The 19,175-nt window shown below is 26.0% G+C and carries 17 protein-coding genes; 3 read left to right on the forward strand and 14 right to left on the reverse strand.

Annotated elements, in window-relative coordinates; translation table 11 throughout:
• Positions 1 to 32: 32 nt before the first annotated feature.
• The 3 genes from DR020_RS00610 to DR020_RS00620 form a co-directional block, all read right to left on the reverse strand.
• A complete protein-coding gene (locus DR020_RS00610; RefSeq protein ID WP_112364965.1) occupies positions 33 to 1,289 on the reverse strand; it encodes a VanW family protein in 1,257 nt (418 codons plus the stop codon).
• A gap of 92 nt (positions 1,290 to 1,381) precedes the next feature.
• Positions 1,382 to 2,212 (reverse strand): histidinol-phosphatase HisJ, encoded by an 831-nt coding sequence (hisJ, locus tag DR020_RS00615; RefSeq protein ID WP_112364966.1) that lies wholly within the window; start codon positions 2,210 to 2,212, stop codon positions 1,382 to 1,384.
• Between the two features lie 221 nt (positions 2,213 to 2,433).
• A complete protein-coding gene (locus tag DR020_RS00620; protein WP_112364967.1) occupies positions 2,434 to 3,492 on the reverse strand; it encodes a sensor histidine kinase in 1,059 nt (352 codons plus the stop codon).
• A gap of 288 nt (positions 3,493 to 3,780) precedes the next feature.
• On the opposite strand from DR020_RS00620, the gene DR020_RS00625 reads away from it, so the two are divergent.
• Positions 3,781 to 4,899 carry an MGDG synthase family glycosyltransferase gene (locus DR020_RS00625; protein WP_112364968.1) on the forward strand — a complete coding sequence of 373 codons (1,119 nt, stop codon included), beginning with the start codon at positions 3,781 to 3,783 and terminating at the stop codon, positions 4,897 to 4,899.
• 47 nt (positions 4,900 to 4,946) lie between these two features.
• Here DR020_RS00625 and DR020_RS00630 read toward each other — a convergent pair whose 3' ends face one another.
• The 10 genes from DR020_RS00630 to DR020_RS00675 all read right to left on the reverse strand — a co-directional run bounded on the left by DR020_RS00630 (position 4,947) and on the right by DR020_RS00675 (position 15,773).
• Positions 4,947 to 5,735: a potassium channel family protein gene (locus tag DR020_RS00630; RefSeq protein ID WP_055257958.1), complete on the reverse strand. Its 789-nt coding sequence runs from the start codon at positions 5,733 to 5,735 to the stop codon at positions 4,947 to 4,949.
• Between the two features lie 121 nt (positions 5,736 to 5,856).
• Complete coding sequence (locus DR020_RS00635; protein ID WP_058993127.1) at positions 5,857 to 6,207, reverse strand: hypothetical protein; 351 nt, start codon at positions 6,205 to 6,207, stop codon at positions 5,857 to 5,859.
• Positions 6,208 to 6,349: 142 nt separating this feature from the next.
• A complete protein-coding gene (locus DR020_RS00640) occupies positions 6,350 to 7,519 on the reverse strand; it encodes a pyridoxal phosphate-dependent aminotransferase (protein WP_112364969.1) in 1,170 nt (389 codons plus the stop codon).
• The gene (locus DR020_RS00645) at positions 7,516 to 8,001 is read right to left on the reverse strand and encodes an Lrp/AsnC family transcriptional regulator (RefSeq protein WP_055257964.1); all 486 of its coding nucleotides are present in this window, start codon (positions 7,999 to 8,001) and stop codon (positions 7,516 to 7,518) included. Before DR020_RS00645 ends, DR020_RS00640 begins: the two co-directional genes overlap by 4 nt.
• A gap of 19 nt (positions 8,002 to 8,020) precedes the next feature.
• Positions 8,021 to 8,851, reverse strand: coding sequence for an HAD family hydrolase (locus DR020_RS00650; RefSeq protein WP_112364970.1), 831 nt, complete (start codon positions 8,849 to 8,851; stop codon positions 8,021 to 8,023).
• Positions 8,852 to 8,939: 88 nt separating this feature from the next.
• Positions 8,940 to 10,265 carry an APC family permease gene (locus DR020_RS00655; protein ID WP_058993122.1) on the reverse strand — a complete coding sequence of 442 codons (1,326 nt, stop codon included), beginning with the start codon at positions 10,263 to 10,265 and terminating at the stop codon, positions 8,940 to 8,942.
• 128 nt (positions 10,266 to 10,393) lie between these two features.
• Positions 10,394 to 11,215, reverse strand: a complete 822-nt coding sequence (locus DR020_RS00660) for a polysaccharide deacetylase family protein (protein ID WP_112364971.1) — start codon at positions 11,213 to 11,215, stop codon at positions 10,394 to 10,396.
• A 169-nt stretch (positions 11,216 to 11,384) separates the two neighbouring features.
• The gene (locus DR020_RS00665; protein ID WP_058993118.1) at positions 11,385 to 12,188 is read right to left on the reverse strand and encodes a rhomboid family intramembrane serine protease; all 804 of its coding nucleotides are present in this window, start codon (positions 12,186 to 12,188) and stop codon (positions 11,385 to 11,387) included.
• A gap of 218 nt (positions 12,189 to 12,406) precedes the next feature.
• A complete protein-coding gene (locus DR020_RS00670; RefSeq protein ID WP_112364972.1) occupies positions 12,407 to 13,966 on the reverse strand; it encodes a nitrite/sulfite reductase in 1,560 nt (519 codons plus the stop codon).
• A 247-nt stretch (positions 13,967 to 14,213) separates the two neighbouring features.
• Positions 14,214 to 15,773, reverse strand: a complete 1,560-nt coding sequence (locus DR020_RS00675; RefSeq protein ID WP_112364973.1) for a nitrite/sulfite reductase — start codon at positions 15,771 to 15,773, stop codon at positions 14,214 to 14,216.
• 449 nt (positions 15,774 to 16,222) lie between these two features.
• Here DR020_RS00675 and rocF point away from each other — a divergent pair, with 449 nt between their 5' ends.
• Both rocF and DR020_RS00685 read left to right on the forward strand, forming a co-directional pair.
• Positions 16,223 to 17,122: an arginase gene (gene rocF, locus DR020_RS00680; RefSeq protein WP_112364974.1), complete on the forward strand. Its 900-nt coding sequence runs from the start codon at positions 16,223 to 16,225 to the stop codon at positions 17,120 to 17,122.
• A gap of 186 nt (positions 17,123 to 17,308) precedes the next feature.
• Positions 17,309 to 18,157, forward strand: coding sequence for a DegV family protein (locus DR020_RS00685; RefSeq protein WP_055257979.1), 849 nt, complete (start codon positions 17,309 to 17,311; stop codon positions 18,155 to 18,157).
• Positions 18,158 to 18,221: 64 nt separating this feature from the next.
• Here DR020_RS00685 and DR020_RS00690 read toward each other — a convergent pair whose 3' ends face one another.
• Entirely contained in the window at positions 18,222 to 19,169 is a 948-nt protein-coding gene (locus tag DR020_RS00690; RefSeq protein WP_055257981.1) for a DMT family transporter, read from the reverse strand.
• Between the last annotated feature and the right edge of the window lie 6 nt (positions 19,170 to 19,175).

Raw genomic sequence — 19,175 nt, forward strand, 5'->3', positions numbered from 1 at the left:
TTAATATATAACTTCTTTGTTTTTATTTCATATTAATTATATACATCTTTAGACAATACTTCTGATTTTATTAAAACTCCACTTTCATAAGTATTTTTATAAGTTATAGATGATTTATTTCCTGTTTTAACAGCATTTATCTCTATAGATTTTTCAGGATTTTCATTTATTCCCCATATAGTAGTCTTTATTGTACAATTATCTGTTACATAAGCTTGTACAACAATTGGATTACTATAATTGTTTTTAAATTTAAAATCCACTACTCCTTTTGCTAAAGTAGCATCTCTTCCTAAAGAAACATAACTTACAGGAAGTGAATGAGGTGCTCTTTCCACAATTTCTAAATCTGAATATAAGACTGAATTGTAAAGAGTCGTAACCACCTGACAAATTCCTCCTGCAACTATTGGTACAACTTCATTATTTATAAACCCTGGAGCTGCAGTATAACCATCACTTATTTCCCTACTTCCACCTTGTTCATCAACAGATAAAACTTCTCCAGGCATTAAAACCACTTCATTTAATTTACTTGAAAATAATCTTATATTTTGAGTCCTACCACTTGTTAAATCTGGAAGAGTAGTTTCATAAGTGCCTAAAACATTCATATTATTAAAAACATCTTCATCAATCTCAACCTCTACAATATTAACTGGTACTTCCACTATCTCATCAAAAGTTTCATTATTCAAATTTTCTATTATAAGCCTTTTTAATTCTTCTTTCTCAACGATAAGACCTTCTCTAGAATTTGATATTAGCATTTCATCACCATTAAAAGAAACTCTAGCATCTTCTTTTTCTATATCTATTAAAGATGACAAATTATCAATATATTCATCTAAAATCTTATCATTACAAACTTCGTCAAAAGAAATAACCTTTTTATTTATTTTGATATAAATTCTATCCAATGTATTTTTAATTAAATTGCCTTCTTTTCCTATATTAATTATTTCATCAGCTATATCTTTTACATCATAGCTTAATCCAACATCTGAGGCATTAATTTTTTCATTTATTACATCTTGATAAACTATATTTATAGTATTTTCTTGTAATTTTTCATGACAATATTCATTTAAAACATCTATTAATTCATCCCTAGTTAAATTTCCTAGATTTTTATCTTCTAGATATACGCCATCATAAACCACTTCTTCTTCTACCCTTGTTTGATTAGTTGTAGATACTGCGCCAGTTGTTAAAGCCCCTATAAAAACAAACATGCACAAAGCTACTATTTTTTTCTTTTTCCCCAATTTACAATTTTTTTCTCCCATATTCCCCTCACAATTAAATTACTTTAAATTCTTTATTTACCATAATTATACATTATATTTTTACCTTTTTCTATATATTCATAGATTTTATTTTACTTAAAACAAATTAAATATTTTTTTATATAGTCATTTATGTTTTTAAAGTAGAACCCAACATCTTTTGATTCATGTGAATCTGAACCTAATACCATAGGAATTTCATTATCCAATAAAAGTTTCATAAATACCCCAGATGGATAAACTTCTTTGCATTTTTCTTTTCTAAGTCCAGATGTATTTAAATCTATTTCCAATTTATTTTCTTTTAGTAATTTTATTATTTCTGTTAGAATATCTATATTGTAAGAACATTTAGGGAAACTTTCCTTATATTTTCTAACCAAAGTAGGATGACCTATTCTTCTAGGTTTGTACTCTCCTAAATCACATGTTATAGATTTTAACATAGTTTTATAATATAAATTATAAAATTCATTAATTCCTCCAACTACATCAATTAATTTTCTTAATTCCTCCACACCAGAGCCAATAGGATAGTATTTTCCCTTATATCTTAAAGTATGAACGGATAATATTGAATCATCTATGTATTTTCCATATTGATTTAACAATTTTTTTATGTTCTCCTCTTCTCCTTCTATATAATCAACCTCTACACCAACATTTATTTTTATTTTATCTTTATATTTATCTTTTATCTCTTTTACAGCTTTTAAATATTTTATTAAAGTTTCCTCATCCATAGCGCTATTATTCCTAGGTGATGGATCTTTTTTTAATGTTAAAGGCATATGTTCTGTAAATGTTATTTCACTAATCCCATTAAGTAAAGCCCTTTCTATATACATATAGAATGTATCCAAAGATCCATGTGGGCAATAAGGGCTATGCACATGCCCATCTCTTTTTAAATTTAATTCCATAGAATTTTCCTCCTAAGTTTTTTAATATCAAAACCATTATACTAAAACAAATATATTTTTTTAATATTATGCTTTGATTAATATTCATTATTTTTATCAAAATAATATTAATAATTTTGCTTTAAAACATAAAAAATCATAATATATAAAATAAATTTATATATTATGATTTTTAAATTATCCTTCAAAATATTCATTTATACATAGATTAAAATTAGAATCTAAAACTTTTTTTCTTCCTCACATTTAACTATTGGTAAACTAAAAGTAAACTCACTTCCCTCACCTAATTTACTTTTGCATTTTATGGTTCCATTTTGTATTTTTATCAAAGATTTTACAAGAAATAAACCAACACCACTTCCTTTAGATTTTTTCAAAAGATGACTATGATTGTTTCCTTGATAAAATCTATCAAAAATCATATCCAAATTTTTTTCATCTATACCTATACCATTATCTCTTACGGTTAATTGAAAACTTTTTTCAAACACCTCTAAAAAAACTTGAATTTTTCCACCTTCATTAGTATACTTTATAGCATTTGATAAAAGATTTAATAAAATAAGTTCTATTTTTTCTATATCGCACAAAACATACTTTTCCTCAATATTTGTATCAAATATTATCTCTATTTTTTTAGACTCGCCATATCTTATAACCGATTGAACTATATCTTCAACAGCACTAACAATCTCACATTTTTCACTATTTACTTTATAATAGCCTTCTTCTATTTTGTTAATATCCATTATAGTATTTACTAAATTTAAAATTTTAAATGAATTCTTTTTTATTGAATCTAAATAACTTACAATATTTATATTTTTATTATAAGTTATATTTCCATCATCTATATTTTTCTTTAAAAGTTGTATTGTCGATAAAATTATATTTATAGGCGTTTTCAATTCATGTGACATATCCATCATAAACATCTTTTTTTCTTTTTTACCAAGTATCATATAATATTCTTTACCCTCTGAATATTTTTTTAATACCCTTATATTATTCAAACAAAGTTTAGTATTTCCTAACATTATATATATGTTAGATATTACTTCGTTTTTTATCCTTAAAAAATCCTTCTCTCTAAATGAAGATATTTCAAAAAAGTTATTTTTACTTATATTGTCTAAATCACACTCTAACTCCTTTAAAACAATATTATTAACATAATAAATTTGTCCACTACTATCTAACACAAAAATATAATCATCTAATATCTCCATAAACGATCTATCATAAAAATCAAACTCATATTCTCTCAAAACATCCATACTTCTCTCACCATATTTTTACTTATTATTTTGTTATTTTACATTTTTATATTCTATGTATACTTAAAAAATACCTTTTATATTAATTCTTTATTTTCATATTTCTTTAATATAACTAATGTATAATAATATATAATATTAAATATTTGTAAATATTAATATTAAATATTTGTAAAATACCTTGTATCATAAATTTATTTTTTATGTTAGAATAAATTATCATGTCAATAATAAATTTAAATAAATAAGTACTCTTATTTTTATGTACCTAAAAGAGGAGGATCAGTCATGAACGTACTTATATTATCAGCTTCTACAGGGGCAGGGCATATGAGAGCATCTAATGCTTTAAAATCTTATATTGCCAAAACTGAAAAAGATATAAATGTAGAAGTTGTAGATGTATTTAAATATATAAATCCACTACTCAATAAAACGGTTTGCAAGGGATATTTATACCTTGCTACAAAGACACCTAGGTTTTATGGTAAAATATATGCATCGACTAATAAAGATTCTAAAATACCATCAAAACTAACAAAACCAATAGTTCTTTTTAATAGAAAGCTTATGAGGCTTATAAACTATTTTAAACCTAATGTGATAGTAACTACACACCCATTTGTTACTGAAATGGTGTCTAGACTTAAAAATCAAGAAAAAATAAATATCCCACTAGTTTGTATAATGACAGATTATGCACCTCATAAAACATGGATACATAAACATGTTGATGCATATATAGTAGCTAATGATGATATGCCTTCTGAAATGATTAAACTAGGCGTTCCTAAAGAAATTATTCACAGCTTTGGAATTCCCATAGATGAAGTATTTTTTAATCAGAAAGATAAAAAAGATTTAAGAAAAAATCTAAAATTAAACGAAGAGCTACCTACAGTTCTCATTATGGCTGGAAGCTTTGGTGTTAAAAACATTTTAGATATATATAACGATATAATAAAAATACCAACTGAATTTCAAATAATAGTTATAACGGGAAGAAATGAAAAACTTTATTCTGCTTTTAAAGAAATACTTCCAAACAGTTCTAAGCCTACTGAACTTATATTCTTTACACATGAAGTAGATAAATATATGCATTCTTCTGATATTATAATAACTAAACCAGGCGGACTTACAATTTCAGAGGCACTAGCTTGTAATATACCTATGGTTCTTTTTGACGCAATTCCTGGGCAAGAACAAGAAAACGCTCAATTTTTAGTTAATCATAATATGGCTATACTTCTTGAAAAGGATAAAGACTGTTCTTATGTTATACAAAACTTGCTCGATGATAAAGCTAGATTAGAATTTATGCAAAATTCTTGCAAAGTATTTGATAAATCAGAATCATGCAAAAACATATTAAATTTAATAAAAAAGTTATGCAAAACAAGTTAAAGAAAGGATGGGCATGAAATTTATATAAACTAAATTTTATGCCCATCTTATCCTTTCAAAGATTTATTTGCAAACCATCCTAAAATAATCACTCCTATTGTTGATTCAAGACCTATAAGCATCCTTGTTGTATTTGTAAGTGGAACTATATCTCCAAAACCTAATGTTGTTATTGTTACCATACTTAAATAAAACATTCTAGGGAAATTAAATTTTATATAATAAAAAAAGCTATTTTTATTCAAACTAGGATTTCCATCATTATTTATTATATACTGATTAAATTTTTCATTTATTTTTTCATCTATTATAATTCCAACATCTAAAACCTCATCTAAACATTTCACTCTAAATATTTTTTCTATATCTAATCCATCTAAAATTTTATTACTACTCTTTGTACTTATCTTACATTGCTTATATATATTATCTTCATGCTTTATTGACAATTCTTCTAATATTTTAAGTGTTATTACAGCATTATATTCTAAATTATTTCTACTATCTTTTAATACTATAAATATATCACTCTCTAAATATTTATTATTTATTCTTGTTTCCTTTATTTTTAAATCATTTACATCAAATAAAAAATCTTCATAGCAGTTATTAAAAAAAACTAAATAATTTGAATTATAATAATTTCTAAAATTGCTTTTGATACTATTTTCCAAATAATTTTCTATATAAGAATAATTTTTATCAAAAATAATTTCTTTATTTGAAAATGAATAATAAAAATCATTAGAAAAATATGTGTATAAAACTGCAAAAAATATTACTATAAAAAAATAAAAAATTATAAACTTAATAATAATTTTTTTATGTATTTTCATACTATATTCCTTCAACATAATTATTAATAATACTATTGCTATTAATATAAAAGTATTATTATGATTAATTATTAAAATTATCCTTTATAAAAAAATAGAGGCATGAGTTTTTCTCATACCTCTATTTCTTTTTTTTATGATTTATAAGATAAGTAAATTCATTAACATATTTTAAATCTGATTTTATAAGACCTAATATTATATTTAATCTTTTATTAAATCTCACTCCACCCATAACAAAATCAAAGGGTATATATCCTATGATTATAATTGCTACAATTAATACTAAAGATATAATATTTATTGAATTATAACTATAATTTAAAGTAGCAAGCAAAATCATTGCCATTACTATACTTATAGTTGCAGCTATAAGTATAATGAAGTTATTATATTTTTTTATGCTACAAATTTCCCTTATTATAAGGTCTCTTTTTGCCTTTAAGTTAATATTATCTTTATCAAAATTCATCTAACCACCCCTAAAATAAAATGGTTTAATATTTATATCAATAATGTAATTCTAACATTTTATTATTAATATTACTAGTACTTATATTTGTTCATTTTTATAAAAATAAATATTAATTCATATTAGCTTTAAGCATACTTTTCTATTTTTTTAATGATTTAACAAAATCCTCAATTCTTTTTAATGCTTCAACAATATCTTCCATAGATGTTGCATAAGAACATCTTATAAACCCTTGTCCACATGAACCAAAAGCATCACCTGGAACTGTTAACACTTTTTTCTCCATTAAAAGTCTTTGACAAAACTCATCTGATGTAATATTTGTAGATTTTATATTTGGAAAAACATATAAAGCTCCCATTGGTTCAAAGCACTCAAGCCCCATTTTCCTAAATCCTTGAACAACAACACGTCTTCTTCTATTATATTCTCTTGCCATAGCTTCTACATCTTTATCACTATTTTTCAAAGCCTCAATAGCTGCAAATTGCGCAGTAGTTGGTGCGCACATTATAGCATATTGATGTATTTTTTTCATGGCATCTATTAAAACTTTATGACCACAAGCATATCCAAGTCTCCACCCTGTCATGGCATATGCTTTTGAAAACCCATTTATAACTATAACCTTATCTTTTATTTCTGGAAAAGAAGCAATAGATTCATGTTTTTTACCATAAGATAACTCTGAATAAATTTCATCTGATAATATAATAATATCTTTATCCTTTAAAAATTCAACAATGGGTTTAAGTTCATCTCTAGTCATTATAGCTCCAGTTGGATTATTAGGAAAAGGTAAGACTAACACCTTTGTTTTAGGAGTTATAACTTTTTCTAAAGCTTCTTTTGTAAGTTTAAAATCATCCTCTTCTTTAAGGTCTATTATCTTAACAGTTCCTCCGGCAAAAGCAGCACATCCTTTATATGCCACAAAACTCGGTTCTGGAATTATAATTTCATCTCCAGGTCCAATTAAAGCCCTTATTGCAAGGTCTATACCTTCACTTCCTCCAACAGTTACAATTATTTCTTCCTTTGGATCATATTCTAAATTACATCTTCTCTTTAAATATTTAGAAATTTCATCTCTAAGCTCAATAAACCCAGCGTTAGATGAATAATGAGTATGTCCTTTTTCTAATGAATATATACCAGCTTCTCTAACATTCCAAGGAGTTACAAAATCAGGCTCTCCAACTCCTAATGATATGACATCCTCCATTTCATTTACTAAATCAAAATACTTTCTAATACCAGATGGAGGCATATCTTTAATATTTTTTAATATCATATCTTCTAATATCATATAATAAGAACCTCCCTATCATCCTTTAATCCTTTTTCCTTAAAAATAGTTCCATGCTCCTTATACTTTTTCAAAACAAAATGAGTTGCTATTCCATTTACATATTCTTGAATTGCAAGTTTATCAGATACAAACATAGAAACTTCTTTCATTGTTTTCCCCTCAACTATTACTGTTAAATCAAAACCACCAGATGACATTAAATAACATGCTTTAACCTCTTTAAAGTTATATATCCTCTCTGCAACCTTATCAAATCCAACTCCTCTTTGCGGTATAATTTTAACTTGAATTAATGCAGTTACTATCTCTGAATTTGTATTTTCCCAATTCACAAGAGTTGTATATCCTGCAATTACCCCACTATTTTCATAATCTTTTATAGCTTGTTCTACTTCTTCCCTAGTTTTTCCAGTCATAATAGCTATTTCTTCTACTGAATATCTACTATCTTTCTCTAACACTTCTAGTATTTCTTCCAAAACATTTGCCTCCATACATTTATTTTTCTATATCTTCTAATAAAAATTTTACAACAGCATCGTCATTATTATTTCCTATAACACCAGTTGATATTTCTTTAAGTCTTTTATCTGCATTTTCCATAGCATAACATCTATCTGATATTAAAAACATAGGAATATCATTTAAATTATCTCCAAAGGTTATTAAATTTTGAGATTTTAAATAATTAGACACAAATTCTATACCTTTAGCTTTAGATGCTGTTGAATTATAAATCTCCATAAAATACCATGATGGATTATAAATATCCTCATAATAATTTACTGTTATATTTCCTATTGCATCTAATTCATTATTTATTTTATCTATTAATTCTTCTTTATCCATAACAACAATATTTATTATTTTAGAATTTTTTATAGACTTTCTATAATCATCAGTTTTAACAAAGGTTTTTAACTTTCTATCTTTTCTTCCATTGTAAAAATCAATTTCAGCTTCATTAAAAAACTCTTTATAATAAACATACATATGGTTTTGATTTATAGCATATACCAAATAATTTTTACACCCTTTGTCCAAAACATCTAATACCTTAAAGACTGTTTGATTATCAATTTCCTTTATATCTATATATTCTTCTCTACCCTTATCATAAATAATAACACCATTCATAAGAATCAATGGTAATTTAATATTTAGATTACTTATTATATCAACTACAGTAGCAGGTGTTCTAGCAGTTGCTATGGTGAAATTTAATCCACTATCTATCAATTTATTTAAATTATCACTTGAAAATAAAGTTATCTCTTGTCTATTATTTAAAAGAGTTCCATCTAAATCTGAAACATATAAATTTTCCAAAATTCCTCTCCTTTATCAATTAAAAATCCTTCAGATATTTTAGTATCTAAAGATAATTATATAAGTTAAACTTAACAATAACAATAACTTATACCTTTATTTTATTCTTTTTATAAAACATTACAGCACTTAAAATAACCAATATGCAAATAAACGCATAAACAAAGAACAAACTATTTCCAATACTTCCAAATAAAATTATAAGAGAACCAACTATTGCAAGGCATGGATTTATAAAGCCTTTAAATATGCCCTTTACTTCTTTTGAAATCCCCATTCTTATAACCTTTATATAAAACACAATGTATAACACATAATTTATAGTTATTGATATCTCTGATATATCAGAATTTTGAAGCATATTAAATTTAACAGTTATATAATGAACTATCATCCAAAATAAAGATATTGCCATTACCAAAAATACTGATAAAATAGGCATTTTATATTTATCATTTATTTTAGATAAACTTTTAGCTTTAGGAAACATGTGTCTAATAGCCAATGAATACGGCATTCTAATATATCCTATAATAAGTCCGTTCACAGTTCCCATAATTGATATTATGATAAATATTAATATAAGCTTTGCCCCATAAACCCCAAAAATGCTATTGGCAGCAACATTTACATGAGAATCTCCTAGAGCCATTACATTTTCAACACCTACATAAGTACTTATCCCAACAAAATATAAAACATAAATAATAAGTATAAATATTGGTGCTATAATTAAAGCCTTTGGAAGATTTTTTTTAGAATCCTTTATTTCATGACCAATCGATGTTGAAACTATCCATCCATCAAAAGAAAAAGCAATTGGTGCTATTGCACTAATCCATTTAGTTTGAGTAAAAGCATTAACATGTTCACCTGTAATACTTTGAGGATTCCCAAAAAACAATCCTACAATGGCAATTATAATAAGAGGTATAATCTTAATCACAGTTGCTGCATTTTGAAAATATCCAGAAAGTCTAAATGACAATATATTAAATAAAAATATTAAACTCATAATAATTGTTCCAATAAGTATCTGAACTTCTAAACTTTCTTCTAAACCAAAAAGCATACATCCATATATTCCAGTAACCCAAGAAACAACGACTATTATTGTTGGATAGTATAAAAATGTATGAAACCATCCAAAAGCACAGGCAAACTCTTTATTCAAAGAATATTCAGCATAAGTTATAACCCCTCCAACTTCGGAATTTCTTGAAGCTAACTCTGCAATACTTAAACTTCCAAAAATAATTCCAAGTGCAGCAACTATAAATACTAATATTCCAAGTTTTATACTCCCATTTGTAGCTATTAAGATATTATCACTTTTAAAAAATATACCAGAACCAATTACAATGCCAACTATCATTGCTATAGCGGTAGGTAACCCATATCGATTTTCTTGCATAATTCCCCCAACTTTCATTTTTATATTTTATTAAATATATCATATATTTTTACATTTTTAAATATTTTTTAAAAAAATAGAGATTTTTATATTAAATTAAATATAAAAACCTCTAAAAAGATTATAAATTATTTAAAATGTATACAAGAATCCATATTATTACTTAATGTTCTAAATTCATAATTTTCACTAAGAAGATACTCTATCACTTCTGGCAAAGCTTCTACTGTAGATAATTTAGGATTAAGGTCATGAAAAAGTATCACCGCATTATTATTATTTTTACATCCATTTATCACATTTTTAACAATTTCTTCCTTACTCAAAGATTGTTTTGATGCATCTCCAGATGTAACATTCCAATCATAATACTTATATCCCTCTTCACTCATAACTTGAACTAATTCGTCCATAATAATTTTCCCACCGTACTTTTCACTTACTGTATTATTAGAACCACCAGGAAACCTAAGCATATAATTAGGTTTAATACCATATTCTATTAAAAGCCTGTTAAGTTTATTAACATCACTTTTAAAATCTTCAACCGATGTATATATTTCATTATACTCATGACAGTATGTATGATTTCCTATTTTATGTCCCTCTTTGTTCATTCTTATATACATGTCTTTATATATAGGTTTACCATTTACAAAAAAGGTAGCCTTTACATTGTATTTTTTTAATATATTCAATATTTTAGAAGTGTTTTTAGATGGTCCATCATCAAATGTTAAATATGCAATTTTTTTAACTTTCTCTCCTTTTTCTAATGCCTCTCCATCTGTTTCAATATAATCTTTATCACTTCTATTATCTTGAAAAATCTCATTCTCCTCGCTATCATTCATAGTTTTTCCACTAGTAATATGTACAGGTATCATAAATGATATTAATACTGCGATTACTCCTAAAAAATAAAAAACTATCCCTATCTTTTTCTTCATCTAAAATCACCACACCTATCCTAAATATTAGACCACTGTCTGTACTAGATATAGTATATGCAGTTTTTTATATATTTTTTGATGTAAATATTGGTATTTGAATATAAAAAACTATACAGACTAAAATTTAATATTTTTTAATCTGTATAGTTTTTAAATAATTATAAAGCTATTCTATATGCTCATGATTTCTTATATGATTTATACAATAACATCTATGATCTTTACATTTAGAACAATATCTAAATTCCATTTTAGGATCATCTTCATCTGTGATTCCACATACACTACAAATATGTCTTGGTCTAACTACCTTTAAATGAGACGCATGCCTTCTCTTTCTTGATTTGCTTTTTACATTCCTTTTACCCTTACTAAAAATATATGGCCCAAAGAATATAAGAAAACTAATTACAGGTGCTATAACAAGCAATCTTTCACCCATGCTAGAAGCTGTTACAAATTCCCAAGCTATTAAAATTCCATTTAAATAACCTAAATATTTTACCTTTACAGGCAGTATAAAAAACAATAAAAATTCAACGTCTGGATATACCATAGCAAAAGCTAAAAATAAAGAACTATTTAAATACCATGCACCAGCTGGCATTTTAGTTAAAAATGATACTATTATAGTCACTAACATTCCTAAAAAATAATAAACATTAAATTTAAAACTTCCCCAAGCCCTTTCAAGCCCTGAACCTATAACATAATATAAATAAATAGCAAATACCATCCATATAAAACCTGTGCTAGGAGGTACTATAATAAAGGATATAAGACGCCAAATCTCCCCTTGTGTTACCAACTGAGGTATTAAATATAATTTTGTTATTATTCGACTTCCATCTATTATAGATAAAACATAAACAAAAGCGGTTAATATTGTTATATAATACATTAAATTTTTAATACAAAACTTTCCAAATCTTTTCTCAAGTTTATCTATCCAAGTTATCCTATTTAGCATTAATACATACTCCTCCTTGTACTAATCTTTTAGCTGTAATTGATTTTCTTTTTATTTAATATTAATTTTTTTTAACATATATTTCTAAGTATAATTATAATATATTTTATATTAATAAGCTAGAAAAAAAATCCATAAACAATTATATTATTCAAATTTTATATTCTATAAAAAAATACATCTAAACTATGTTATACAGTTTAGATGTATTTTTAATATTAAACCAAATAACTACTTGTTATAGTTTGAAATTTTTCTTGATTTGTAATAAACCAAGGTTCAAATTCCATATTTTCTTTTTTAAGCTCTTTTGCTATTTCCATTAAATATTCTGGAATTCTAGCTTGTAATATTTCTCCAACATGAGTTCCAAGCTTAGTTTTCCCAATACCTAACTTACCACCAACATGAAGTTCAAAGGTATTTTGCATATCACCATCTATTCTTTTTATTTTTCCTGCAAAACCAATTGGCATAAGTTCATGAACTGTACAAGAATTTTGACATCCTGATATAGCAAGTCTTGGAAGTATATCTTCTGTCATACCTTCTTTCTTGAAATGTGTTAATATTTCATTTAACAACGATTGTGATTCCATAGCTCCCATTTGGCACGTTGGAACACCAATGCAGGATACCGAATCTTCAATTCTTGTTTTAGCTGACATAGAGTCAGTTAAATCCAGTACTCTCTTAACTTCATCTCCATCTAAATTTATAACATAAAATCCCTCTGTCATAGTCAATCTTAACTCTACATCTTGCATATCTTTTATAACTTTTAATATCTTTTCAATATTAGAAGTTTTAAATTGTCCACCTATTGGTTTTACATAGACACTATACAATCCGTCTTGCTTTTGTTCTGTTAATCTAAATGATTTTATACTCGTTTTTATACCAACTTTTAATATGTTTTTTTCACGAAGATTGATTTTTAAAGTATCACCAAATTTTTTAAAAGTTTCTTCAAGGTGCTTGTTATAACAATTTTTAAACTCTTCATTTCCCATTCTTTCTGCAATATATCTTATACGAGCTTTTCCATGATTACTATAATCCCCTTCCGCCATAAATAAACTTGTCATAGCTTCTACATGATACACAACATCTTCAGGGTTTATAAGACCTTCAACTTCTACTCCAACCTTTGGATTTCTTCCAAGCCCTCCGCCTATAAAAACTTTAAATTTATCCTCCTCGCCTTCTTTAACAGCTAAAAACCCTAAATCAACTGCCGTTACGTGAGATTCATCATTTATTTCATTTGCTACAGCTACCTTTAATTTTCTTGGCAGATGATAAGTTGTTATTTGTCTTTCAAAATTATCATTTATAGCAAAAGCATACGGTACTATATCAAAAGCTTCCCCAACCTTTACTCCAGATAAAGGTGAAATTGCAACATTTCTTGGATTATCTCCTCCCGCTCCTCTACTACAAATTCCAAATTCTAATGCCTCTTTTAAAATATCACAAGCAGCATCTATTCCTATTCCATGAAGTTGAACAGCTTGTCTAGTTGTAAAATGTATTTTTTTTAAATTATACTTCTTAGCTAAACCATATATAAATTCTAAAGTATTTACAGAAATAACCCCTGATACTGTTCTTAATCTAACCATAAAGCTTCTTCCATCTCTATGAGCATACACACACATTTTACCTGAAGCTTTCTTAAATTGTGCTTTATTTAACTCTCCATTTAAAAATTTATGTCCTATTTCTCTAAACTCTTCTATTTCATTAAGTAAAGTTTCCTTCAATTCCAAATTCATATTGTATATCCTCCTAACAAATTGACTACGATAAATAATTTAGCTTTTAATTTTTACATATTGTTAAAAATTTATCTATAAATTTATTATATCATATCTGTAATATTCAGTAAAATTTATATATTTAATATATATTATTAAAAAACTTAATAACTAACACGTTAATTAATAATAACCACTCCCTATTAAATACTATAAAAAAAATGCATCTCAAACTACAAAATAGTTTGAGATGCATTTTTTAATATTAAACTAAATAATTACTTGTTATAGTTTGAAATTTTTCTTGATTTGCAATAAACCAAGGTTCAAATTCCATATTTTCTTTTTTAAGTTCTTTTGCTATTTCCATTAAATATTCTGGAATTCTAGCTTGTAATATATCGCCTACATAAGTTCCAAACTTAGTTTGACCTATTGCAAATTTTCCTCTAATATGAAGTTCAAAGGTATTTTGCATAGTTCCATTTACTCTTTTAAATTTTCCTGCAAAACCAATTGGTGCAAGTTCATGAATTGAACAAGAATTTGGACATCCTGATATAGCAAGTCGTGGAAGTAAATCGTCTGTTATATTATTCTCTCTAAAATATGTTATTATCTCATTTAATAATGTTTGAGATGGCATAACCCCCATTTGACATACAGGTACACCTATGCATGATACTGAATCTTCAAGTCTTGTCTTTCCTGTCATACTCTCAGTTAGTTCTAACATCTTCTCTGCTTCTTTTCCATTTAGGTTTATAATATAATACCCTTCTGTACTAGTTAGTCTTAATTCTACATCTTCCATCTCTTTAATAGCTTTTAATATCTTTTCAATATCACAAGTTTTAAATTGTCCACCTATTGGTTTTACATAGACACTATATAGTCCTTCTTGCTTTTGTTCTGTTAATCTAAATGATTTTATATCTGTTTTTATTCCAGCTTTTAAGATTTCTTTTATAGTAGGATGAACCTTTAAAGAATCTCCAAACTTTTCAAAAGCTTCACTAAGATGTTTCATATAACATTTTGTAAATGCCTCTTCACCCATTCTTTCTACTATATACCTTATACGAGCCTTTCCATGATTATTATAATCTCCTTCAGCCATGAAAAGATTTGTTATCGCCTCTAGATGATATACAACATCTTCAGGATTTATAAGTTTTTCAAGTTCTACAGCAACTCTTGGATTTCTTCCAATTCCTCCTCCTATAAATACCTTAAATTTATTCTTCTCACCATCTTTAACAGCTAAGAATCCTAAATCAACAGCTGTTACATGTACCCTATCTTTAGTATCGTTTGATAAGTTTATTTTTAATTTTCTTGGTAAATTATAATTTGTTACTTGTCTTTTAATATTATCATCTATAGCAAATACATAAGGTACTATATCAAAAGCTTCTCCAACCTTTACTCCAGATAAAGCTGACATTGCAATATTCCCAGGATTATCTCCTCCAACACCTCTTGTACAAATTCCAAATTCTATAGATTCCTTTAAAATTTCACAAGCATCATCTATATTTACTCCATGAAGCTGTATAGCCTGACGTGTTGTTATATGTATTTTATGTAAATCATATTTTTTAGCTAAGTTATGTATAAATTCTAGCTTTTTAACAGGAATTACACCCGCTGTTGTCCTTAATCTAACCATGAAACTTTTACCATCCCTATGTGAATATACTCCCATCTTTCCAGATGCTTTTTTAAATTGAGCTCTATTTATTTCACCACTTAAAAATTTATAAGCAATTTCTTTAAATTCATCTATTTCATTGATTAAAGTTTTTTTTAATTCACTATTCATACCTTCGACCTCCTAATATGATAAACATAGTATTTTCATTTAATTTATAATTATTTTAATATTTTATGTTTAAATTTAAACTATTAATTATTAAAAAAGTTAATAATCAACTATATAATCATTAACTTTGCTATTTTATATTCTTTTAAATTAATTTTCTGTGATAAATATCATGGAAATTGAAAATTTTTAAATTATTTAAATTTAATATATTTATTATTTTTAAATAGTTGACAACAATACTTTAATGTCTTAATATATTACTTGTTTATTATAATCTTACATAGAGTTTAGTTAAACTAAACTCTATGTAAGATTATAATACGTTTTTTACTTATTATAAGTTTAGATTTAGCCAAAACTACATCTAAATAGAGTCGCAAACTTAGAATTACTTCTATATTTTTAAATCAAGACTTTAATAATTTTAATTTGGAGGAATCATAAATATGAACATTAACATGATTGGCGTTCCATTATTTTATGGATGCGATAACCCAGGTGTTGAAAAAGGCCCTGATACTTTAAGAGAGAACAACATTATAGATATATTTAAAAACAATAATAACAAGATTTATGATTTGGGAAATTTATATGTAAAACATATAGATTCTTGTGATAAATTTGCCGATAATAAAAATATGAAGTACTTATCCTCTGTTATAGATGTAAATGAAAATTTAGCCCAAGTTATTTATAATAGCTTAAATGCTAATAACTTTCCTCTAGTAATTGGAGGAGATCATTCTTTAGGACTTGGCTCTTTAGCAGGTGTATCTAAACATTTTAATGGAGATTTTGGAGTTATTTGGGTAGATGCCCACGGTGATATAAATACTGATTTGACATCTCCAAGTGGTAACATACATGGAATGCCACTTGCAGCTTCTATGGGGGTTGGAAATAAATCTCTTCAAGATATTTACTTCAAAGGAAGAAAAGTTGATCCGAAAAAAGTATTTATTCTTTGTGCTAGAGATTTAGATGAAGGTGAACTTGAACTTATAAACTCTCTAAAGTTAAATGTTTGGACATCTAAATCAATTAAAGAAAAGGGAATAGAAAGGTGTATTGAAGAACTCTTAAATAGAGTTTACGATTTAAATATAAAAAATATTCATTTAAGCTTTGATATAGATTGTGCAAATCCTGACTTGGTTCCAGGTACCGGAACTCCTGTGAAAGATGGTATATGTATGAACGAAGCTAAATATATAATAGATTCATTATTTAAAACTAAAATGATTAAATCTATGGATTTTGTTGAATTTAATCCTGATATAGAATATACTACAACTCTAAACAATTGTTTAGAGTTATTAAAATGTGTTGCTAAAAGCATGCAATAATAATTATATTTGCCATAATTTATTAATTGATTCAATCATAAAATAAATTATGGTTTTATTTTTAAACTTTATCATATAGTTATAAAAACTACATGTTGCATTTATTCATTTTTGTATTTATAATATTATTATGTATTTATTGATAAATAAAGTAAATTACTTTTTATTAACCTTAAGGAGGCACTTATGGAAAAAATAGCTCTAATTACAGATAGTTCTTGTGGACTTTTTGAAGATTACTTAAATGAATATGATATACATTTATTAAGACTTAAAATTATATATAAAGATAGAGAATATACTGAGGGCATTGATATAACTTCTGAAGATGTTTATAAAAATTTAGAAAATGAACTTCCTACAACATCTATGCCTTCTGTTTCCGATACAAATAATCTTTTAAATGAACTTTTGAAAAAAGGATACACACACGTCATAGCTTTGCCTATATCATCTGGTCTTTCTGGAACTATAAATAGCATTAGACTTGCTTGTGAAAGTTTTGAAGGAAAGCTTGAATCTTTTATATTTGATACAAAATTAGTGTCTATGGCAAATGGTCTTTTTGTTATAGAGGTTGCTAAACTTATTAAAGAAGGCAAAAGTTTTGCAGAGATTTGTAACCTTATTCCAAAAATTCGTGAAAAAACAAATATATATTTTACAGTAGATACTTTAGAATACTTAATTAAAGGTGGAAGAATAGGAAGACTAAGTGGAAATATCGGAGAGCTTTTAAATTTAAAACCTATAATAGTTATGAATGATGAAGGTAAATATTCCTCTATTTCAAAGGTTCGCGGTACAAAACAAGCTATAAAAAAATTAATTAATATCGGTGAAAAAGCATTATCTAAAGGAAAATGTTCAATTACAGTATCTTGCGGAACTATGCTAGATGAAGCTAAAATGCTTCAAGAAGCATTTTCTAAAAATCCAAATGCAAATATGATTCATTCAAAAACTATAAGTTCCGTAATTGGAATACATTCAGGACCTAAAGCGTTTGGTTTTGCCATAATCGAAGAATACTAAATAAAAAACGTATCAAAATAAAGATTTGATACGTTTTGTTTCATTATCATTAAATTAGGTATATCTATACCTGTATTTTTTTATTATTTTTTACTATGCTCATTTCACTATTTACCAAAAATATTCCTATACAAACTAGAATAAGAGCTATAATAGTTTTGCTGTTAAATATGTTTTCATTTAGAAATATTGCTGATAATATCGAACCAAATACAGGTGTTAAAAAATTAAAAACAGCTATTTTGCCAACTTTATTATATTTTAAAAGTAACGTCCAAAGACAAAAAGCTATTGCTGATAATAATCCCATGTAAATTAAAAGAGATATTGACTGTAAATTAAAGTTAGTCAAACTTCCTCCAAGACTAAATCCGCAAACTGTTAACACTACTCCTCCTATAAAAAGTTGATAACCAGTTATTATAAATGTATCTTGTTTTTGAGATAAATTTTTACCGTATATTGTTGCAGCTGACGATATAAATGTTGAAAGTATTATAAGCCCATCACCTTTAAAAGTAAATCCACTACCTAAAGAATTTCCTGTAACATTTACTAAAACAACACCAATAAATCCAATTATACATCCAATAATTTTATTAATACTAATTTTATCATTTTTGTATAAAAAATGTGCTATTATTATGCTAAAGAATGTTCCTGTTCCATTTAAAATTGCTCCTCTAACTCCTGTTGTATAAGATAGTCCTATGTAAAAAAAAGCATACTGAAGAGACGTTTGAGTCAATCCTAAAATAACTAAACTTAGCAATTGTTTTTTATTCATTTTAAATATTGATTTTTTTAAAAACATAGCTAAAGCTAAAACCATTAATCCCGCTAAAACGAATCTATATCCTGCAAAAAGTATTTTAGATTCTATATCACTAGTTTCTATTTGGAATATATCATATCCAATTTTTATAGCAGGATACGCACTTCCCCATAAAATACAACTTATTACTGCAAAAAATAATATAATTTTTCTATTTTCAAAGAATTCTTTATACATTAATCC

The sequence above is a fragment of the Sarcina ventriculi genome, assembly GCF_900456775.1.
Lineage (GTDB): Bacteria > Bacillota > Clostridia > Clostridiales > Clostridiaceae > Sarcina > Sarcina ventriculi.